The organism is Amycolatopsis sp. cg9 (genome assembly GCF_041346945.1).
Classification (GTDB): Bacteria; Actinomycetota; Actinomycetes; order Mycobacteriales; family Pseudonocardiaceae; genus Amycolatopsis.
Genome location: NZ_CP166850.1, coordinates 4,591,816 through 4,611,534, shown reverse-complemented (window position 1 = coordinate 4,611,534; position 19,719 = coordinate 4,591,816). Strand labels below are relative to the sequence as shown.

The window sequence follows — 19,719 nt, the reverse complement described above, 5'->3', positions numbered from 1 at the left end:
TAGGCTCACCATCCCCCGCTACTGAACCCGTGTCAAGTAAGCTCGGGGGCATGCGGACCAGGCTGAGCACGCAGGAGCGGCGGGAGCAGCTGCTGACCATCGGCGCCGGGCTGTTCGCGAAGCGGCCGTACGACGAGGTCTGGATCGAAGAGGTCGCCGAGATCGCGCAGGTCTCGCGCGGCCTGCTGTACCACTACTTCCCGACGAAGAAGGAGTTCTTCGCGGAGATCGTCCGGAGCCAGCGCGACCAGCTGCTGACGATGAGCGAGCCCGACCCGGCGCTGCCCGTCGCGGAGCAGCTGCGGGCCGGGCTCGACGTGTACCTCGAGTTCGCGCGCACCCACCCGGACGGCTACCGGATCGTGCACCGCGCCGCCGCGGGCGCCGACCGCGAGATCCTGCGGATCCGCGAAGCCGGGATGGCCGCGAACGCCGAGCGCATCCTGGCCGCGCTCGGCACCCTGACCACCGTCACCGAGACGACCCGGGTGGCCGTGCGCGGCTGGCTGGCGTTCGTCGCCACCGTCATCCTCGACTGGCTCGACCAGCCGAAGATCACCCAGGCCGAGCTGCGCGACCTCGGCGTCCGGACGCTGTTCGCGGCGGTCGACGTCACCCCGTGACGGCGGGCGACGCGGCCCCGCCGACCAGCTGCCGCGGTGCGCCGGAACCGTCGGCCGGGACCGCCCAGACGGCGTTCTCCAGTCCGTAGAGGACCGTGTGGTCGTCCTGCCAGAGCGCCTGGTCGTCGACGCTGCGGGTCTCGGCCAGCTCGGTTTCGCGCAGGGTCGCGAGGTCGAGCACCGAGAGCCGCCAGACGCCCTCGCCGACCTTCTTCTTGAACGCCACCCGCTTGCCGTCCGGCGACAGCGACGGGCACTCGACGTTCTCCCGCAGGGCCTTCCCGCGGTACCGCCCGTAGTCGGCTTCGACGAGGTACGTCTTGCCCTTGCTGCCGAGGGTGGCGTAGAAGCGGTTGCCGTCGGGGGCGAACGTGATGCCCCAGTAGTTGACGTCGGCCGCGAAGTAGCGCTTGCCCTCGACGAAGACGGGCAGCTCCTCGATCGTCTTGACCAGCCGCCCGGTGTCCACTTCGTACAGTCCCGCCCGGGTGGAGAACCCGGTCTGCGCGTAGGAATCGCCGGTGACGAACAACGTCCAGTAGACGCGCTTGCCGTCCGGGGAGACCCGCGCGCGGCTCGGGGTGCCGGGCAGGGTTTCGGTGTGGCGGACGCCGAGCCGGCCGTCGAGGACGAGGACGTCGGTGACCGCCGGCAGCGTCCCCGGCTTGACGGCCAGGCACACCGCCGTCTGCCCCGCGACCGCGAACCGGTCGCACTTCAGGCCGCTGAGCTGCGGTTTCGCGCCCGCATCGGCGAGCGGGACGGCCCCGACGCGGCCAGTGGCGGTATCGCGGTAGAACAACTGCCCGGGCGCGAGCGTGAGCTGCGCGGCCGGGCCGGCTTCGGCGGTTTCGTGCCGCGAGCTGACCGTGTAGACCACGGCCGCGGCGACCAGGAGCGCGGTTCCGGCGAGGGCGAGGACGATCTTCTTCACGGGCGCACCGGTTTCGCGAGAGCGGCGGCGAGGGCGACGGCGGCCAGGCAGGCCGCAGCGACGAGCACCGCGGGCCGCAGGTCCCAGAGCGTCCACGCCAGTCCGAAGAGGACGGACGAGAGCATCCGGGCGACGGCCTGCCCGGTCTGCACGACGGCCATCCCGGTGGCCCGGAGGTCACGCGGGATGAGCGGCCCGGCGGCGGCCATCAGGACGCCGTCGGTGGCCGCGTAGAACACGCCGTGCAGGCCGAGCGCGATGATCCCGAGCCAGAGCCCGGCCTGCGGGCCGCAGAGCAGCACCAGCGCGAGGCACAGCGCGGCGTGCCCGCCGAGGAAGACGGGCCAGCGCCCGACCCGGTCGGCGAGCTTGCCGAGCGGCACGGCCAGCACCAGGTAGACACCGGCGGTGCCGAGCGGCAGCAGCGGGAACCACGTCGCCGCGATCTCCCACCGCCGCTGCAGGACGAGGTAGACGAACGAGTCGCCGACCGTCACCAGGCCCAGCAGTGCCGCCCAGAGCGCGACCCGCCGGAAGTCCTGCTGCCGCAGCAGGCCGAGCGCGGCGCGCAGCGAGACGGCGGCCCGGTCGACCGCGCCGGGCCGGTCGTGGACGAACAAGGCGAGCAGCAGCACCGCGATGGCGGCGATGCAGAAGCTGGTGACGAAGACGCTCGGGTAGCTGCCGAGGCTCAGCGCGAGCACGGCCATGGCCACCAGCGGGCCGAGGAACGCGCCGACGGTGTCCATCGCCCGGTGCACCCCGAACGACCGGCCGAGCGCCTCCGGTTCGCTGGACAGCGAGATCAGCGCGTCGCGCGGGCCGGTGCGCAGCCCCTTGCCGGTCCGGTCGGCCGCGAGGACGACCCCGATCGCCGCGACCGACGAGCCGGCCGCGACCAGCCCGAGCTTGCACACCGCGGACAAGCCGTACCCGAACCCGGCGACCGCCTTGAGCCGCCGCCACCGGTCGGCGAGGTGCCCGCCGAGCACCCGCACGACCGCGGTGGCGCCCGCGTAGAGCCCGTCGAGCAGCCCGAACTGCAGCGGGTTCAGGCCGAGGCCGAGCACCAGGTAGAGCGGGAGGACGGCGGTCACCATCTCCGAGGAGACGTCGGTGACCAGGCTGACCGCGCCGAGGGCCACGACGTTGGCGGAAACCCGTTTCAGCGCGGGTTTCCGGTCGGTGCCCGCCGCCAGGTCCGAGGTCCGGCTCGCCGCGATGTACATGCTCGTCCCTCCTAGTGGCAGGTGTAAGCCGGGCTGCTGTCCAGGACCTTGCCGTCGACGCCGATGAGCTGCGACTGGAAGCTGGTGTCGGTCATCGACAGCTTCAGGACGCCGTAGGTCTTGAGCAGCTTGGCGGTCGTGGCGTGCGGCGAGCTCAGGTCGTAGAGGCTCGCCCCGCCCGAGCCGCCGACGATCTCGACCGGGCCGTTCGCGTCCGCCTTGCCGTCGGCGTTCTGCGGGACGAAGCGCTCGTAGTCGTGGTCGTGGCCGTTGAGGACCAGGTCGACCTTGTTCGCCACCATGAGGTTCCACAGCTCGATGCTGTCGGGGTTGTCGCCGTGGTCACCGGAGCTCCACCGCGGGTGGTGCCAGTAGGCGGCGACGCAGCCCTTCTTGTTGTTCGCGAGATCCTGCTTCAGCCACGCCATCTGCTCGTCCGGGCCGAACTCGTGGGTGGCGAAGTCGTTGGAGTCCAGGGCGATGAAGTGCCAGTTGCCCATTTCCCAGCTGTAGTAGCGCTGGCCGTTGGGCTTCGCGACGGCACCGAAGTAGTCGTCGTAACCCCGGTACGGCGTGTCGTCGTAGGTTTCGTGGTTGCCCGGGATCGGGTGGGTCTTGCTCTTGAACTTGCCCCACGTCTTGTCGTAGTAGGACTTGAAGTCCGACAGGTGGGCGTCGTCGTACTGGTTGTCGCCCATGGTGAGCACGGCCGCGGGGTTCATGGTCTCCACGAGCTTCGCGGTCTTGACGTGCGCGCAGCTCGAGCTGCTGGAGGTGCACCGCTCGGCGATGTCGCCCGCGGCGGCGAGGACGAACCCCGCGCTCCCGGCCGCGGTCTTCACCGTGATCGGCGCACTGGCGGCGGAGACGTTGCCCGCGTTGTCGCGCGCGCGGACGGTGTAGGTGTAGCCGGTGTCCGGCGTGAGCCCGGTGTCGGTGTACGACGCCGTCGCGCTGGTGGCGACCGTGGTGCCGTTGCGCAGGACGTCGTACCCGGTGACCCCGACGTTGTCGGTGGCGGCGCTCCAGCTCAGCGGGACGCTCGTGGCGGTCGCGGTCCCGGCGGTGAGCCCGGCCGGGACGGTCGGGGCCTGCGTGTCGCCGGAGGAGTCGGTGCTGCCGAAGACCTGCATCTCCCAGAAGGAGTAGCCGTAGCTCGTGGCGCGGGTGAGGCCGACGAAGCGCACGAACCGGCCGTGGGCGGTGAGGCCGGTCAGGTCGTCGGTCTTGCCGTCGCCGGCGTCCACGGTGGCGGCGGTGGTGAAGTTCGTGCCGTCGTCGGAGACTTCGATGCGGTACTTCTTGGCGTAGGCCGCTTCCCAGTTCAGCACCACGCGGTGGACGGCGGCGGACTGGCCGAGGTCGATCCGCAGCCACTGCGGGTCGGCCCCTTCGGCACTGGCCCAGCGGGTCGTGGTGCTGCCGTCGACGGCCTTCGCCCCGGTGTAGGACGAGCTTTCGGTGGTGGAGGTGGCGACCGGTTTGCCCTGCGAGAGAAGGACATCGGCGGCCTGGGTGGTGGCGGCCGCGGCGATGGCGGAGGGCAGCAGGACCACGGCGGCGAGCACCGGGGTGAGTCGGGCGAGTGGGCGTAGTCGGGTGGACGGCACGTCGCGCTCCTTCGAGGGCCTTGGCGGTGGCTTGGCGGGCTGCGGCGTCGGACAAACAGTTAAGAAAGTTTCCTAACGAAAGCGGACTTTATCGGCGAGTAGCTTCGGCTGACAAGACTTGTCTTGTCCTGTTTCGCTGAACGGGATACTGCTCCGTGCCGTGGGACGGCCACGAAAAAAGGTGCCGTTCCCCGGTCGCGGCCGGGGGACGGCACCTTTTCGTCGCGGAATCAGAGCGAGAGGACGTACAGGTCCCACTCGGTGTGTCCCTGGTCCCACCGGCAGTACGCGGCGAGGTCGCCCCCGCTGCGGATTTCGTCCGCCGCGCGCTCGCAGTCCGCCTGCCATTGGTAGCTGCGGATGTACTGCGGGTTCCCCGCGGAAGCGGTGCCCGCGGCGAGCCCGAGGAGTGAACCGGCGATGATCGTTACGGCGCTCAGACGCCCCAGTGTCTTCTTCACCTCAAGATCATTTCACGGCACCGGGGCGTCCCGGGCGAAAACTCGGCAAATCCCCCGTAAGTGGCGGTTACGCCCCTTTCAGAAGCTTCCGGATCTCGGTCACGGCGGCTCGCCCGGCCCGGTTGGCCCCCACCGTGCTCGCCGACGGCCCGTACCCCACCAGGTGCAGCCGCGGCTCGAGCGCCACCCGCGTGCCGTCCACGCGGATCCCGCCACCCGGCTCGCGCAGGTGCAGCGGGGCGAGGTGGTCGATCGCCGCGCGGAAACCCGTGGCCCAGAGGATCACGTCGGCGTCGAAGCGCGAGCCGTCCGCCCACTCGACGCCCGAGGGCACGATCCGGGCGAACATCGGGCGCCGGTCCAGGATCCCGGCCGCCCGCGCGGCCCGCACCTCCGGCGTCACGGCCAGGTCGGTCACGCTCACCACGCTCTCCGGCGGCAGCCCGGCCCGCACCCGCTCGTCGACCTTCGCGACGGCGGAGCGTCCCCAGTCCTCGCTGAACGGCTCGTCCCGCCAGACCGGCGGGCGGCGCGTCACCCAGGCCGTGGCGCGGGCGAGCGGGGCGAACTCCATCAGCAGCTGCACGGCCGATGCCCCGCCGCCGACGACGACCACCCGCTCGCCGCGGAAGTCCTCGGGCCCGGCGTAGTCCGCGGTGTGCACCTGGCGGCCGGCGAACGTCTCCTGCCCGGGGTAGTGCGGCCAGAACGGCCGGTCCCAGGTGCCGGTCGCGCTGATCACGGCCCGCGCGGCCCAGGACTCCGCCGGGCTCGAAACCACCAGCCGGTCCCCCGCGCGCGTCACCGACCGGACGTCGACCGGCCGCAGCACCGGGAGGTCGTACACGCTTTCGAAGCGCGCGAAGTATTCGGAAACGACTTCGGAAGCCGGCCGCGTCACGTCCGGGGAGCCGAAGGCCATGCCGGGCAGGTCGTGGATGCCGTGCACCTTGCCGAGCACCAGCGACGGCCAGCGGTACTGCCACGCACCCCCGGCACGTTTCCCGTGGTCCAGCACAACGAAGCCGGTCCGGTTGGCGAACCCGGCGCGCCGCAGGTGGTACGCCGCGGACAGGCCCGCCTGGCCGGCCCCGATCACCACCACGTCCGTCTCGTGATCCGCGCCGCTCATACCGGGTTCAACGGCCTGCCGGAGCGGCTATTTCGCGCCGTTCGTCACACGGCGACGCGGTTGCGGCCGGCTTCCTTCGCCCGGTACAGCGCCGCGTCGGCGGACCGGAGCACGTCGTCGAGCGTCAGTCCGGTGCCGGTGTGGCGCGCGACCCCGATCGACACCGACAGGCCGCTCACCCGGACCGTCCCGCTCCCGGTCGAGATGACCACGTTCAGCTCGCCGACGGCCACCCGCACCCGCTCGGCGATGGCCAGCACGTCGGCGTGGCCGATGGCCGGCAGCAGCACCACGAACTCTTCGCCGCCGAACCGCCCGACCGTGTCGCCCTGGCGCACCGAGCCGGAGATCGCCACCGCGACGGCGGCCAGCACGTCGTCGCCGGTCAGGTGGCCGTAGGTGTCGTTGATCCTCTTGAAGTGGTCGAGGTCGATCATCAGCACCGCGAAGCCACCGCCGCGGCGCAGCGCGCGGGCGTGCTCCCGGACCGCGGAGTCGTGCCAGCCCGCGGTGTTGAGCAGCCCGGTCTTCTCGTCGGTGACGGCGGCGACCTGCAGCTGCTGCTTCAACAGCAGGTACCGGTGCAGCAGCAGCAACGGCGCGACCACGAACACCACCAGCACCGGCTGCTCGGCCAGCGCCAGTGCGGCCAGGCCGCCGAGGCAGAGGGTCGCGAGCTCGAAGGCGTTGTCCTCCCAGGTGCCGATCAGGTCGGCCGCCGAGCGCTGGCTCGTGTAGAGGTAGATGCCGGACGCCACGAGGCCGATGTTGACCAGCTCGAACACCGCGGCGGCCAGGCAGAGCGCGAACAGCCCGCGCGGCGTCTGCAGCGGCGTCCCGTGCAACCCGGACACGGTGAGAACGGACGAAGCCGCGAAGCAGGAGAGCATCGCCCACGCCGTGCTCGCGACGAAGCGGTGCGCGGGCCGCGTGCGCACCTGGCGCCACACCCGCACCCACAGGTGGGCGTAGAGCACGAGCGCGAGCAGCGCCACCCACGCCGGCGGCAGCAGGACGACACCGGCGAGGTACCAGACCGAGGTGACGTTGATGTGCGTCTGCCCGCTCATCCACCGCCGCAGCCGTTCGATGCGCCGCGACATCTCGGCCTGCGCCACCCCGAGCGCGACGAGCACCGCGAACCAGACCGGCCGCACCGGCTCCCCGAACCCGGTGCCCAGCGCCACCGCGGTCGCGCCGACGGCGAGCAGCTCGCAACTGAGGGCGTAGGCGATCCAGCGCGCCTTCGCCCCGGTCCACATGTCCCACCGCGCGGGCCACCCCGGCCAGTCGGAAAGCGCTTCCCGGCGCGCGGCGGCCTGGGCTCTCAAGAGCCGAGGCCACGGGTGTGACGAACCGGCATCGTGACGTACCCCTTGCGCGAAGTTCGGCCGACCAGGTAGCCCAGCGTAGCCGTTCGGACGAGCCACGTCGCCAGTCCGGACGAATTGCCCGCACCGGACCGCCCGAACACCCGCGCAGAGTAGATCACCGGCTGCGCTGAAGGGGACGTTCCTCGCATCTGACGCGCTGAAGGGGGCTTTCCTCCCGTCACACGAGAGGAAAGTCCCCTTCAGCTCACGGCTACTTGCGCAGCGCCCGGATGATCGCCACCAGGCCGAGCACCGCGGCGACCCCGAGCAGCACCGGGGCCAGCCGCTTCAAGACCGACTGCCCCGCGTAGTCGAGCAGGTCGATCGCTTCCGTCTCCGGGGCCGCCGGGACGCTCCGCAGCGGCGGGCGCTCCGACGGCGGCGCCGGAGGCCGGGGTTCCGTGTTGATCTCCGCGGTCGTCGGCGCGGCCTTGACGGCCGGCTCGGGCGCGGGCTCCGGGACCGCCGCGACGGCCGGCTCCGGGGCGGCGGCCGGCTCCGGGGCGAGCTTGCCGGACAGGCACCCGGCGAACGTGTCCAGGATCTTGCCGCCCACCTCGCTGATCAGCCCCCGCCCGAACTGGGCGGGCTTGCCGGTGATCGCCAGGTCGGTCGCCACCGCGCCGTGGGTGCCGCCGTCGCTCTCGGTCAAGGTCAAGGTCACCGTCGCCGACGCCGTGCCGGCGCCCCGCGAATCCTTGCCCGAAGCCTTGATCGTGACCTTGTGCGCCGCGTCGTCCTTTTCGAGGAACTCGCCGTTCCCCTTGTACAGCAGCGAAATCGGTCCGAGCTTGACCTTCACCGTCCCGCTGAAGGCGTCCCCTTCGACCTTGGTCAGCGTGGCTCCCGGCATGCAGGGGGCGACGCGCTCGGGGTCGACGACCGCCTGCCAGACCTCGCCGATCGGGGCCGGGACGGTGAATTCGTGGTCGAGCCGCACGGGCCGACCTCCTCTCTGCCAGACCTGGGGTGTCCGGTGCCCACCCTAGCCGCCGCCGGAGCGGCGGCCGGGTGGGCGACCGGAGTCCTCAGGTCCCGGCCGCCGCCGCGATGGCCCGTCCCGTCAGCACCTTCGCCAGGTGACGGCGGTATTCGACGTCGGCGTTGCCGTCGACCGGCGGATTCGTGCCTTCGGCCGCGTGCTCGGCCGCCGCGCGGATCGAGTCCGCCGCGGCCCGGACGCCGACCAGCGCCGCTTCGACGCCCGAAGCGCGGACCGGCGTGGAGCCCATGTTGGTCAGCGCGACCCTGGCCTCCTCGATGACCCCGGCTTCGGTGCGGACGGTGACCGCGACCGCGACCATCGACCACGCCTGGGCGACCCGGTTGAACTTCTCGTAGTGCGCCCGCCACCCGGTGTGCTTGGGCACGCGGACCTCGACGAGCAGTTCGTCCGGCGCGAGCGCCGTGGTGAACAGGTCCTGGAAGAACTCCGCGGCCGGCACCGTCCGGCGCCCCGACGGCCCGGCCACCACCAGCGACGCTTCCAGCGCGAGCACCGGCGCCAGCAGGTCGCCCGCCGGGTCGGCGTGGGCGATCGCGCCGCCGAACGTGCCGCGGTGGCGGATCTGCGGGTCGGCGACCGTGTCGGTCGCCGCCTTGAGCAGGGCCGCGTGCTCGGCGACCAGCGGGTCGCGCTGGACGTCGTAGTGCGTCGTCATCGAGCCGATCACCAGCGCGTCGCCGTCCTCGCGCACGCCGCGCAGCTCCGCGACGCGCCCGAGGTCGACCAGCGTCGTCGGCGCGGCCAGCCGCATCCGCAGCACCGGCAGCAGGCTCTGCCCGCCCGCCAGCACCTTGGCGTCCTCGCCCGCCGACGCCAGCGCCTGCACCGCTTCGTCCACTGTGGACGGGCGGACGTACTCGAAGGGAGCCGGGATCACTGCGCACCTCCGGAGGCGTCGATCGAACCGAGTCCGCCACCGGCTTCGCCGCGGCCGGGGCCGCCCGCGTCGGTGGTGCCGTGCTGCACCGCGTGCCAGACGCGCATCGGCGTCAGCGGCATCTCGATGTCGTTCACCCCGAAGTGGCGCACGGCGTCGATCACCGCGTTGACCACCGCCGGCGTCGAGGCGATGGTGCCCGCCTCGCCGACGCCCTTGGCGCCGAGCGGGTTCGTCGTCGACGGCGTTTCCGTGCGGTCGGTGGTGAACGACGGCAGGTCGGCCGCCGACGGCAGCAGGTAGTCGGCGAACGTGCCGGTGGTGAGCGTGCCGCTCTCGTCGTGCTCGGTGCCTTCGAACAGCGCCTGCGCGATGCCCTGGGCGAGCCCGCCGTGCACCTGACCCTCGACGATCAGCGGGTTCACCGCGACGCCGACGTCGTCGACGCAGACGTAGGACCGCAGCTTGATCCGGCCCGTCTCGGTGTCCACCTCGGCGGCGCACAGGTGCGTGCCGTGCGGGTAGGAGAAGTTCTCCGGGTCGAAGGTCGCGTCCGAGTCCAGGGACGGCTCGACCCCGTCGGGCAGGTTGTGCGCCGCGAACACCGCGAGCGCGATGTCGGCGATGCCGGTCGAGGTGTCGGTGCCCTTGACGGTGAACTTGCCGTTCGCGAACTCGAGGTCGTCTTCGGCGCATTCGAGCAGGTGCGCCGCGATCGGCTTGGCCTTCGCGACCACCTTCTCCGCCGCCTTGACGACGGCGATCCCGCCGACCACCAGCGACCGCGAACCGTAGGTGTCCATGCCCTTGTGCGAGGACTGGGTGTCGCCGTGGATGATCTCGACGTCCTCGAACGCGACGCCCAGCTGGTCGGCGACGATCTGGCTCCACGCCGTCTCGTGGCCCTGGCCGTGCGCGGAGGCACCGGTGATGACCTCGACCTTGCCGGTCGGGAGCATCCGGATCGCGGCGTGCTCCCAGCCGCCGGCGCCGTAGTCGAGCGAGCCGAGCACCCGCGACGGGGCGAGCCCGCACATCTCGGTGAACGTCGAGATGCCGATGCCGAGCTGGACCTTGTCGCCGGACGCGCGCCGCTTCTCCTGCTCGGCGCGCAGGCCGTCGTAGTCGAAGAGCTGCTTGGCCTTCGCCGTCGCGGCTTCGTAGTTGCCGGAGTCGTAGGTCAGCCCGGCCACCGTGGTGAACGGGAACTCCTCGTGCTTGATCCAGTTCTTCTCGCGCAGCTCCATCGGGTCCATGCCGAGCTCGGCGGCGAGCTCGTCCATGATCCGCTCGATCGCGAACGTCGCCTCCGGCCGCCCGGCGCCGCGGTAGGCGTCGGTCAGCGTGGTCGTCGTGTACACGTTGGTGCACGCGAAGTGGTACGCCGGGATCTTGTAGATCGCGTTGAACATGAACGCGCCCAGGATCGGCACGCCGGTCCCGACCAGGCCGTTGTACGCGCCGAGGTTGGCGAGCAGCTCGACCTTGAGGCCGGTCACCCGGCCGTCGCGGGTCGAGGTGATCGTGATGTCCTGGATCTGGTCGCGGCCGTGGTGCGCGGCGAGCATCGTCTCCGACCGCGACTCGTTCCACTTGACCGGCTTGCCGAGCTTCTGCGCGACCAGCAGCGACATCATCTCTTCGGGCAGGACGCCGATCTTGCCGCCGAAGCCGCCCCCGACGTCCGGGGCGATCACGCGCAGCTTGTGCTCGGGGATGCCGAGCGTCAGCGCCGACATCACGCGCAGGATGTGCGGGACCTGCGTGGCCGACCACATGGTGAGCTGGGTGCCGGTCGGGTCGACGACGCAGGCGCGCGGCTCCATGAACGCCGGGACCAGGCGCTGCTGGCGGAAGCGCCGCTTGACGACGACCTCCGCCGAGCTGATCGCCTCCTCGACGTTCCCGCCGGTGCCGGCCTCGCCGGAGTCGAACTTCCAGACGGCGCTGGTGTTGCTGCCCTGGTCCTCGTGGACCAGCGGGGCACCGTCGGCGATCGCGGCTTCCATGTCGAGGATGACCGGGAGCTCGTCGTACTCGACGTCGATCTCTTCGAGCGCGTCGTGCGCTTCGGCCGAGGTCCGCGCGACGACGACCGCGACGCCCTCACCGGCGAAGTTGACCTGGTCGGCGGCCAGCACCGGACGGCGCGGCGCCTTCATGTCCGGCGTGATCGGCCACGCGCAGGGCATGCCGATCGAGCTGTCCGGGTCGAGGTCCTTCGCGGTGAACACGGCGACGACGCCGGCGGCGCCCTTCGCCGCCGACGTGTCGATCGAGACGATCTTGGCGTGCGCGAACGGGCTGCGCAGGACCGCCATGTGCAGCATCCCGGGCAGCGCGATGTTGTCGGTCCAGCGGGTGCGGCCGGTGATCAGCCGCTCGTCTTCCTTGCGCCGCCGGGACTTCCCGACCTCCGGTTCGATCGTGGCGGTCATCAGTCACCACCCACGCCGACGTGCTTGTTCTCGGTGATGCGCTCCGCTTCGGGCCCGGCGCCGGGGCTCATGTGCTGCGCGGCGTCGCGGACCGCGCGGACGATGTTCTGGTAGCCGGTGCAGCGGCAGAGGTTGCCTTCGAGGCCTTCGCGGACGGCCTGCTCGTCCGGGTCCGGGTTGTCGGCCAGCAGGTCGATCGACTGCATGATCATGCCGGGGGTGCAGAACCCGCACTGCAGCGCGTGGTTGTCGTGGAAGGCTTTCTGCACCGGGTGCAGCTGCCCGTCGCGGGCGAGGCCTTCGATGGTGGTCACCTCGCAGCCGTCGGCTTGCACGGCCAGCACGGAGCAGGACTTCACGCTGTGCCCGTCGAGGTGGACGGTGCACGCGCCGCAGTTGCTGGTGTCGCAGCCGACGACGGTGCCGACCTTGCCGAGTTTTTCGCGCAGGTGGTGCACGAGCAGGGTGCGGGGCTCGACTTCGTCGGTGTACTTCGTCCCGTCGACGGTGACGGTGATGCGCATCAGGCCTCCAAAAGCCGGTTCGGGAACGGCCTGCCCGACCGTGATCGGGCTCACAAACCCCGAGCGTGCTACGCGACCTTGGCGCGGACAAGCCCTGATGTCACACGTTCAACTACCCGTTCCGCAGCTGCGCCTCGAAGCCCGGCGCAACTCCGTATGTGCGGAGATCCGGATGGGTGAACTTTTGTGGGCCACCCGGAGTAGCAGTGACATCCGGGGCTTTGCCCCGGGCCGGGGGCTCCGCCACCCGGAGCCCCCGCAAGCAGTCAGCCGTGGATGCGTCCCGTGAGTTCCGCCAGCCGCTTGCCGCCGCCGCCCCACCGCAGCGCGATGATCTCCGCGGCGATCGAAACGGCGGTTTCCTCCGGCGTGCGCGCCCCGAGGTCGAGGCCGATCGGGGACGACAGCCGTTCCAGCTCCGCCTCGCCGATCCCGGCTTCGCGAAGGCGGGCGAAGCGGTCGTCGTGGGTCTTGCGGGAGCCCATCGCGCCGACGTACCCGACGTCCAGGCGCAGCGCGACTTCCAGCAGCGGCACGTCGAACTTGGGGTCGTGGGTCAGCACCGCGATCGCCGTGCGCCGGTCGATCCGGCCCGCGTCGGCCTCCGCCTGCAGATACCGGTGCGGCCAGTCGACCACGACCTCGTGCGCGTCCGGGAAGCGGCTGGTGGTCGCGAAGACCGGCCGTGCGTCGCACACCGTGACCTGGTAGCCGAGGTAGGCACCCATGCGGGCCATCGCGGCGGCGAAGTCGATCGCGCCGAAGACCAGCAGCCGGGGCGGCGGCTCGAAGGAGTTGACGAACACGGCCATGCCCTCGCCGCGGCGCTGCCCGTCGGGGCCGTAGTGCAGGGTGCCGGTGCGGCCGCTGGCCAGCAGGCCGCGCGCGTCGTCGGCCACGGCGTCGTCCATCCGGGACGAGCCGAGCGAGCCCGCCGTCCGGTCCGGCCACACGATCATGTGCTCGCCGACCAGGCCTTCGCGTTCGTGCTCGATGATCGTCACGACCGCGACCGGCTCACCGCCGCGCACCGACGCGACGACGTCGCCGAGTTCCGGCATCGACTCGCGGTCGACGTGCTCGACGTAGATGTCGATGATCCCGCCGCAGGTCAGGCCGACCGCGAACGCGTCGTCGTCGGTGACGCCGTAGCGCTGCAGCACCGGCTTGCGCTCGGCGACGACCTCCTGGGCGAGCTCGTAGACCGCGCCTTCGACGCAGCCGCCCGACACGCTGCCGGCGACCGTGCCGTCGGGGGCGACGACCATGGCGGCGCCGGGCGCGCGCGGCGCCGACGAGAACGTGGCGACCACGGTGCCGAGTCCGACGGTTTCGCCTCCCGCCCAGCGGCGGAACACGTCGTCCAGTACGTCACGCATCGGCAATCTCCCGGAGCAGTCGTTCCAAAGTGGCCAGGGTGTGCCCGGCCAGCAGCCGGTCGATGTGGGGCAGCGCGGCCACGATGCCCGATTGGACCGGCGCGTACCCCGCCCTCCCGGCGTGGGGATTCACCCAGAATACGGCGTGCGCGAGCCGGCGCAGGTGGGCGAGCTGCTCGCCGAGCAGGCCGGTGTCGCCGCGTTCCCAGCCGTCGGAGAAGACGGTGACCACCGCGCGGCGGGCGACACCGCGGCGGCCCCAGCGGTCGAGGAACGCCTGCAGCGTCTCGCCGAGCCGGGTGCCGCCGGCGAAGTCCGGCACCGCCGACCCCGCCGCGAGCATGGCGCGTTCCGGGTCGCGTTGGCGCAGCTGGCGCGACACCCGCGTGAGGCGCGTGCCGAGCGTGAAGACCTCGACCGCCTGCGGCGCGGCCCGCGTCAGGACGTGGGCGAACCGCAGCAGCGCGTCGGCGTACGGGCTCATCGAGCCGGAGACGTCGATGAGCAGCACCACCCGGCGCGGCCGCGTGCCGCGGCGGGAGCGCACGAGCGTGAGGGGCTCGCCGCCGCTGGCCAGCATGGCGCGCAGCGTGCGCGACGGGTCGAGCCGGCCGCGCCGCGACGGCGTCCGCCGGGCGGCCGGGCGCTTCGGGAGCACCGGCTTGAGGGTGGCCAGCAGCTCGCGGAGGTGTTCGCGCTCGGCCGTGGAAAGCGCGGCGAGGTCGCGGTGGCGCAGGACCTCCTGGCCGCTCGCGGCGACTTTCAGCTGGTCGTGGCCGTCCCCGCCCTCGGCGTCCCCGCCTTCGGCGTCGACGAGCGGCGCGATCCGGGCCTGCTTCGGCACGGCGGACTTCGCGCGCTGCGGGGTCGGCGTCTCGATGGAAAACCACTGGCTGAAGGCTTCTTCGTAGCTCGGGAGGTCGTCCGGGCTCGAGCACAGCGTCAGCCGCCCGGCCCAGTACAGCTGCGTGGGCTCGGCGACGTCGATCTCGGCGACGGCGGCCAGGTACGCCTGCACGCGGCGGGCGTCGCAGGCCACCCCGGCTTCGCGCAGCGCGGCAGCGAACCCGGCGTACCCGGCGACGGGGTCGGCGGCGGTGGTCATGACTCCATTGTGCGCTCTTCTGGTGTCCCGGCGAGGAGTCGAACCTCGGACCTCGGCGTTCGTAGCGCCGCGCTCTGTCCTGCTGAGCTACCGGGACGGGGCGGTCCGCGCACACACCCCTCCCCGGGTGGGCGCGCAGACCGCGCTCTTCGCCGCGGCCGACCCAAGGTAGCGGCGGGTGGGCGCGAAGAGCTTTTCGGAAAGATTTCAGCGAACGGCTCGGGAGATCGTGCCGCAGCGCTTCAGTTGTCGGTCCACGATCTCCTCCTCTCGGTGGCGGTTCCGGCTGGCTGCGAAAAGGATGCCGGAGTCGCGAGGGCGCGGCAACGCAATTAAAAACGCCCGCCCGGTCCTTTGTGGACCAAGCGGGCGTCTTGGGTTCCGGTTGTCAGGAAACCTTCATGCCGGGCTGGATGTTCGCGCAGCCGCGCAGGCCGGCCGTCTTGTTCAGCTCCAGGATCGGCGGCAGCGTCTTCTGCGCGTACGCCTGCAGTTCCGCGAGCTTCACCGGGTCGACCAGGTCGCGCCGGACGTGGTAGCTGACCCAGTTGCGCGAATCGACGGTCATGTTCCCGATCGGCTGGTTGACGAAGATCGTCACGTAGTCCTGGTCGAACCGCGGGTCCTTGTCGAACTGCAGCGTGGTGATCCACGAGCCGATGAACGTGATCAGCTCCGGCTTGGCCTGCGTGAAGACGTAGTCGCGCAGGCCCTGCATGTCGGCGCGGTGCAGGTAGTCGGCGATCGGCTTGTCGCCGAGGCCGGCCAGGTCGAGCACCCGGATGCGGCTGCCCAGCGACGTCCCGCCGAGGTCGATCAGGCCGACCTGCGCGGTGTCCGGCAGCTTGAGGATGTCGGCGAAGCCGTTGACGGCCTGGGCGTCACGCTCGGCGACGATGCAGAACGCGGTCTTGACGTTGGCGCGGTAGGTCGTGCCCTGGGTGTAGAACCCGCTCACCGAGCTGACCGCGGCCACGACCAGCAGGCAGGCGAGCACGATCCGGCCGCGCAGCCGGGCCGCGGACAGGGCCTCGACGACCACGACCGCGGCGCCGAACGCGCCGAGCGTCCAGACCGGGGTGGCGAAGCGCAGCTGCCCCATCCAGTCGTATTCGAGGACGATGTAGGCCACGACGGTGAGCCCGAACGGCGCCAGCAGCGCGATCAGGCCGGTCCGCAGCTTCGACGGGCGGATCATCAGCATCACGAGACACGCGACGGCGATCGCGACGACCAGCCAGCCGACGTAGGAGACGATCTCCCCGGGCCGCGCGAGGTCGTCGAGGTTCGGCGGCTCCTGCCCCTTCGCGACCGCGGTGTTGGGCACCAGCCGGCCGAACTCGAACCAGCGGAAGACGACGTAGGCGCCGTACGGCACGGCGAACCCGGCGACGGACACGACGACCGCGCGGACGCTGCGGCCGAGCAGCTCCCGCTTGAGGAAGAGCAGGACGACGATCGGGTACGCGCCGGCGTAGATGATGCCGTCGGGCCTGGTCAGCGCGGCGAGCATGGCGATCAGCCCGGTGCCGGCCGCGACCTGGGTGCTGAGCAGCCGGCCGCCTTGGACCGCGCGCAGGATCAGCACCGCGAGCGCGGCGACGGTCAGGGCGTAGAAGGAGTTCTCCAGCCCGGAGAAGCACCAGATCACGAACGACGGGATCGCGGCGAGCACGGCCCCGGTGAGGAAGGTGACCAGCGCCGGGCGGCGGGTGAGCGTCTTGGCGCCGAAGTAGAACAGGACGAGGACACCCAGGCAGCACGCCAGCGCGAGCGCCTTCGGGAAGAGGATCTGGTCGTTGACCCCGAACAGCGTCCCGTGGTCGAACAGGCCGACGAGCTTGCCGAGCGCGAGCAGCACCATCCAGGTCGGGTTGGAGTACCCCTCGACCGGCGAGGCACCGGGCTGCAGGACCGGGCCGAAGCCGTCGGCGACGTTGCGCGAGTAGGCGAACGTGATGGCGGCGTCGTCGATCAGCCAGTGCCCGTAGAAGGAGGCGTGCACGGCGATCAGCGCGGTGCCGCCGAGGATCGCGGCCACGGCGGCGAGCTTGCCCCGCCAGGTGCCCGTCCCGGCCTTCGCCCCGACCGCCTCGGGCCGGTCCGGCGCTGGTTCCGCCGGCGGTCTCGTCTCGGTCGTCTCCGCCACGCTCATCCGCAGGTTCTCCCCCGTCTCGGCCCTCGGGTCAGGCGAACAGGGCGTCGAGTTTCGCCCGTACCCGGTCGAGGTCTTCGCTGTACTTCAGGACGGCCCCGAGCGTCCGCGCCGCGGTGGCCGCGTCCAGCTCGTCGCGCTCGAGAGTCAGCAGGGCTCTCGCCCAATCGAGTGACTCAGCTACTCCCGGTGGCTTCAGCAGGTCCATTTCGCGGAGACGATGCACCGCTTCAGCGATCTGCCGAGCCAAAACTTCACCTATTCGAGGGATCCTACGGCGCAGGATCATGACCTCCCGAACCAGGTCCGGGTGTTCCAGCCAGTGGTAGAGGCAGCGGCGCTTGAGAGCGTCGTGCACCTCCCGCGTCCGGTTGGAGGTGAGCACCACGAGCGGCGGCCGCTCGGCGCGGACTTCGCCGTACTCGGGGATGGTGACGGCGTTCTCGTCGAGGAGCTGGAGGAGGAAGGCCTCGAACTCGTCGTCGGCGCGGTCGATCTCGTCGACGAGCAGCACGCACGGCGCCTTGAGGGCCTGCAGGAGGGGCCGGGCGAGCAGGAACCGTTCGGTGTAGAGCGACCGTTCGGCGGCCTCGACGTCCAGCTTCCCGTCACCGGCGGCTTCGAGCGCCCGGAGGTGCAGGAGCTGGCGGGGGAAGTCCCACTCGTAGAGCGCCTGGGCGGCGTCGATGCCTTCGTGGCACTGGAGCCGCACGAGCGGCCGGCCGAGCGCGGTGGCGAGCGCGAGGGCGAGCGAGGTCTTCCCGGTCCCGGGTTCGCCTTCGCAGAAGAGCGGCCGCCCCATCTTGAGGGCGAGGAACCCGGCGGTGGCCAGCCCGTCATCGGCGAGGTAACCGGTCCCGCCGAGAGCGGCGGCAAGTTCTTCAGGCGAGTCGAGCAAGTCGGTCACCCCGTCGATCGTAGGCGGCGGGAGGGTGGGCTGCGGGGTGTGCACGGGGGTGGGCCCGGATGGATGACCCGCGGCCGGGGTGGCGGTGGCTTGCGTGTGGCTTGATGCCGGCGCCGGAAGCTCATGTGCGTAAGTGGCCCGGGCGAGCCGAGAGCAGCGCGCGGGCCGAGGGCGGCGAGGGACCCGCAAGTTGGGGGGCGGCACGCGATTCAACGGGCGTGGGCGGCTGAGCTCGCGTGCCCGGGCGGCCTGCGCGAGGCGATAAGGCGTCAGGGGGCTGGTGGGCTCGGGAGGTCGGTGGGGCGGTCCACGTCACGGCCGCTGCCGAGGTCGGCGCACTCGATCAGATTGAGGTCCTCGCGGGTGGCCAGCCAGTCGCGGGCGCCCCGGTCGCCCTGTGCCGTGTCGGCGATCTCCGGCCACCAGTCGCGGCCCAGGAGGACCGGGTGGCCGGGGGTTCCGTCGTAGGCCGCGCGGGCGATCGTTTGCGGGGTTGCCTCCGCGGCGACGCGGGCGAGGATCTCGGGGCCCACCCACGGGAGGTCGACCAGGTGGACCAGTGCGGCTACCGGGCCGTCGGTTCCGGTCAGTGCGGTCAGACCCGCTCGCAGGGAGGCGCCCATGCCGGTCTGCCAGTCCTCGGCGAACACCGCCGCCGAGGGGTCCGGCAGGAGGGGACGGACCTGGTCGGCGGCCGCGCCCAGGACTACGCGGATCGGGGTGCAGCCGGCTGCCGTGAGGGTTCGCAGGGCCCGGAGGACCAGGGGCTCGCCGTCGAGTTCGGCGAGGGCTTTCGGCCCACCGAAGCGGCGGCCGGCGCCCGCCGCCAGCAGGAGCCCGGCGACCTGGGTGCCGGTGGCAGACGGGTGCGGTGCGGCAGGCGCGGGCGCGGCAGTGGGTCCGTTCGCTGCGGCGGGCGGGTGCGGCGCAGCGGGCGCGGCAGTGGGCCCGTTCGGTGCCGCAGGCGCAGGCGAGGCAGTGGGCCCGTTCAGTGCCGCAGGCGCGGCAGGCGCGGGCGCGGCAGTGGGTCCGTTCGCTGTGGCGGGCGGGTGCGGCGCAGCGGGCGCGGCAATGGGCCCGCTCGGCGCGGCGGGCCCGTTCGGTGCGGTCGGCGCGGGCGGCGTCGGGGGCTGGTCAGCCATGGGCTCGGCCCGGGGCTCCGATCGCCAGGTCCGCTTCGATCGCGTGGGCCGTCTCCAGGAGTGGGGGGACCAGGTTGTCCCGGACCGACTCCGCCGTCGTGCGGCTGGCGTGGGTGGACAGGTTGACCGCTGCCACTGTGCGGCCCTTGCGATCGCGGATCGGGGCCGCCACTGAGCGGAGGCCTTCCTCCAGTTCCTGGTCGACCATGGCCCAGCCCTGGTCGGCGACCTTGGCCAGTTCCGCGCGCAGCGGGTCGGGTGAGGTGACCGTGTGCTCGGTCAGGCGGTCGAGGCTCGCCACCACGAAGTACGCCTCCAGCTCCGCCTTGCTGAGGCCGGCCAGCAGGACGTGGCCCATCGACGTCGCGTACGCCGGGAAGCGGGTGCCCACGTTGATGCTGACCGTCATGATCCGCGAGACCGCCACCCGCGCCACGTAGACGATGTCCGTGCCCTCGAGGACCGAGACCGAGCTCGACTCGTGGACCGTCGCCGACAGGCTCTCCAGGTGCGGCTGGGCCACCTCGGGCAGCGTCATGCTCGACAGGTACGAGTACCCCAGCTCCAGCACGCGGGCCGTCAGGGAGAAGTACTTGCCGTCGGTGCGGACGTAGCCGAGGTCGGTCAAGGTCAGCAAGAACCGGCGGGCTGCCGCTCGGGTGAGGCCGGTCGCGCGGGCCACGTCGCTCAGGGTCAGTTCCGCCGCGCCCGCGTGGAAGGCCTTGATCACGGCCAGGCCGCGCTCCAGCGACTGCACGTGGTGGGCACCACGGTGCGCCGGCTCGCTGTCCAGCTCGGCTTCGATGGGCCTCCCCGCTTCCATG

The 19,719-nt window shown here is 71.8% G+C and carries 17 protein-coding genes and 1 tRNA gene; 1 reads left to right on the top strand and 17 read right to left on the bottom strand.

Annotated features, from left to right (window positions below; all coding sequences use genetic code 11):
- The first annotated feature begins 50 nt into the window (after window positions 1-50).
- A complete protein-coding gene (locus tag AB5J73_RS22095) occupies window positions 51-623 on the top strand; it encodes a TetR/AcrR family transcriptional regulator (protein ID WP_370971802.1) in 573 nt (190 codons plus the stop codon).
- Here the strand turns inward: AB5J73_RS22095 and AB5J73_RS22090 are convergent.
- From AB5J73_RS22090 to AB5J73_RS22010, 17 genes are all read right to left on the bottom strand, one after another.
- Window positions 613-1,557: a TolB family protein gene (locus AB5J73_RS22090; RefSeq protein WP_370971800.1), complete on the bottom strand. Its 945-nt coding sequence runs from the start codon at window positions 1,555-1,557 to the stop codon at window positions 613-615. The two genes, AB5J73_RS22095 and AB5J73_RS22090, sit on opposite strands and share 11 nt — an antisense overlap.
- Complete coding sequence (locus tag AB5J73_RS22085; RefSeq protein ID WP_370971798.1) at window positions 1,554-2,786, bottom strand: MFS transporter; 1,233 nt, start codon at window positions 2,784-2,786, stop codon at window positions 1,554-1,556. Before AB5J73_RS22085 ends, AB5J73_RS22090 begins: the two co-directional genes overlap by 4 nt.
- 11 nt (window positions 2,787-2,797) lie before the next feature.
- The gene (locus AB5J73_RS22080) at window positions 2,798-4,354 is read right to left on the bottom strand and encodes a discoidin domain-containing protein (RefSeq protein ID WP_370973276.1); all 1,557 of its coding nucleotides are present in this window, start codon (window positions 4,352-4,354) and stop codon (window positions 2,798-2,800) included.
- 272 nt (window positions 4,355-4,626) lie between these two features.
- Window positions 4,627-4,857 (bottom strand): hypothetical protein, encoded by a 231-nt coding sequence (locus AB5J73_RS22075; protein WP_370971796.1) that lies wholly within the window; start codon window positions 4,855-4,857, stop codon window positions 4,627-4,629.
- Between the two features lie 67 nt (window positions 4,858-4,924).
- The gene (locus AB5J73_RS22070) at window positions 4,925-5,989 is read right to left on the bottom strand and encodes an NAD(P)-binding domain-containing protein (RefSeq protein ID WP_370971794.1); all 1,065 of its coding nucleotides are present in this window, start codon (window positions 5,987-5,989) and stop codon (window positions 4,925-4,927) included.
- Window positions 5,990-6,033: 44 nt separating this feature from the next.
- Window positions 6,034-7,251, bottom strand: coding sequence for a diguanylate cyclase (locus tag AB5J73_RS22065; protein WP_370973274.1), 1,218 nt, complete (start codon window positions 7,249-7,251; stop codon window positions 6,034-6,036).
- 322 nt (window positions 7,252-7,573) lie between these two features.
- On the bottom strand, window positions 7,574-8,302 hold the full coding sequence (locus AB5J73_RS22060; RefSeq protein ID WP_370971793.1) for an SRPBCC family protein: 729 nt from the start codon (window positions 8,300-8,302) through the stop codon (window positions 7,574-7,576).
- 88 nt (window positions 8,303-8,390) lie between these two features.
- Window positions 8,391-9,245, bottom strand: coding sequence for a xanthine dehydrogenase family protein subunit M (locus AB5J73_RS22055; protein ID WP_370971791.1), 855 nt, complete (start codon window positions 9,243-9,245; stop codon window positions 8,391-8,393).
- Window positions 9,242-11,683: a xanthine dehydrogenase family protein molybdopterin-binding subunit gene (locus AB5J73_RS22050; RefSeq protein WP_370971789.1), complete on the bottom strand. Its 2,442-nt coding sequence runs from the start codon at window positions 11,681-11,683 to the stop codon at window positions 9,242-9,244. The genes AB5J73_RS22055 and AB5J73_RS22050 overlap by 4 nt, the downstream gene beginning before the upstream one ends.
- On the bottom strand, window positions 11,683-12,207 hold the full coding sequence (locus AB5J73_RS22045; RefSeq protein WP_370971787.1) for a (2Fe-2S)-binding protein: 525 nt from the start codon (window positions 12,205-12,207) through the stop codon (window positions 11,683-11,685). The genes AB5J73_RS22050 and AB5J73_RS22045 overlap by 1 nt, the downstream gene beginning before the upstream one ends.
- Window positions 12,208-12,473: 266 nt before the next feature.
- Window positions 12,474-13,586: an XdhC family protein gene (locus tag AB5J73_RS22040; RefSeq protein WP_370971786.1), complete on the bottom strand. Its 1,113-nt coding sequence runs from the start codon at window positions 13,584-13,586 to the stop codon at window positions 12,474-12,476.
- The gene (locus tag AB5J73_RS22035; protein WP_370971784.1) at window positions 13,579-14,691 is read right to left on the bottom strand and encodes a VWA domain-containing protein; all 1,113 of its coding nucleotides are present in this window, start codon (window positions 14,689-14,691) and stop codon (window positions 13,579-13,581) included. The genes AB5J73_RS22040 and AB5J73_RS22035 overlap by 8 nt, the downstream gene beginning before the upstream one ends.
- 20 nt (window positions 14,692-14,711) lie before the next feature.
- A tRNA-Arg gene (locus tag AB5J73_RS22030) sits at window positions 14,712-14,788 on the bottom strand.
- A gap of 291 nt (window positions 14,789-15,079) precedes the next feature.
- Window positions 15,080-16,846: a hypothetical protein gene (locus AB5J73_RS22025; RefSeq protein WP_370971782.1), complete on the bottom strand. Its 1,767-nt coding sequence runs from the start codon at window positions 16,844-16,846 to the stop codon at window positions 15,080-15,082.
- A 31-nt stretch (window positions 16,847-16,877) separates the two neighbouring features.
- On the bottom strand, window positions 16,878-17,753 hold the full coding sequence (locus AB5J73_RS22020) for an AAA family ATPase (RefSeq protein WP_370971780.1): 876 nt from the start codon (window positions 17,751-17,753) through the stop codon (window positions 16,878-16,880).
- Window positions 17,754-18,022: 269 nt separating this feature from the next.
- Window positions 18,023-18,586: an NTP transferase domain-containing protein gene (locus AB5J73_RS22015; protein WP_370973272.1), complete on the bottom strand. Its 564-nt coding sequence runs from the start codon at window positions 18,584-18,586 to the stop codon at window positions 18,023-18,025.
- Between the two features lie 301 nt (window positions 18,587-18,887).
- Window positions 18,888-19,718: an IclR family transcriptional regulator C-terminal domain-containing protein gene (locus AB5J73_RS22010; protein ID WP_370971778.1), complete on the bottom strand. Its 831-nt coding sequence runs from the start codon at window positions 19,716-19,718 to the stop codon at window positions 18,888-18,890.
- Window position 19,719 lies beyond the last annotated feature (1 nt).

What these genes read in the sequence shown, in the direction of transcription:
- AB5J73_RS22095 (WP_370971802.1), top strand. Translation starts at nt 51, where the DNA reads ATGCGGACCAGGCTGAGCACGCAGGAGCGGCGGGAGCAGCTGCTGACC.
- AB5J73_RS22085 (WP_370971798.1), bottom strand. Translation starts at nt 2,786, where the DNA reads ATGTACATCGCGGCGAGCCGGACCTCGGACCTGGCGGCGGGCACCGAC.
- AB5J73_RS22070 (WP_370971794.1), bottom strand. Translation starts at nt 5,989, where the DNA reads ATGAGCGGCGCGGATCACGAGACGGACGTGGTGGTGATCGGGGCCGGC.
- AB5J73_RS22065 (WP_370973274.1), bottom strand. Translation starts at nt 7,251, where the DNA reads ATGTGGACCGGGGCGAAGGCGCGCTGGATCGCCTACGCCCTCAGTTGC.
- AB5J73_RS22050 (WP_370971789.1), bottom strand. Translation starts at nt 11,683, where the DNA reads ATGACCGCCACGATCGAACCGGAGGTCGGGAAGTCCCGGCGGCGCAAG.
- AB5J73_RS22045 (WP_370971787.1), bottom strand. Translation starts at nt 12,207, where the DNA reads ATGCGCATCACCGTCACCGTCGACGGGACGAAGTACACCGACGAAGTC.
- AB5J73_RS22040 (WP_370971786.1), bottom strand. Translation starts at nt 13,586, where the DNA reads ATGCGTGACGTACTGGACGACGTGTTCCGCCGCTGGGCGGGAGGCGAA.
- AB5J73_RS22035 (WP_370971784.1), bottom strand. Translation starts at nt 14,691, where the DNA reads ATGACCACCGCCGCCGACCCCGTCGCCGGGTACGCCGGGTTCGCTGCC.
- AB5J73_RS22025 (WP_370971782.1), bottom strand. Translation starts at nt 16,846, where the DNA reads ATGAGCGTGGCGGAGACGACCGAGACGAGACCGCCGGCGGAACCAGCG.
- AB5J73_RS22010 (WP_370971778.1), bottom strand. Translation starts at nt 19,718, where the DNA reads ATGGAAGCGGGGAGGCCCATCGAAGCCGAGCTGGACAGCGAGCCGGCG.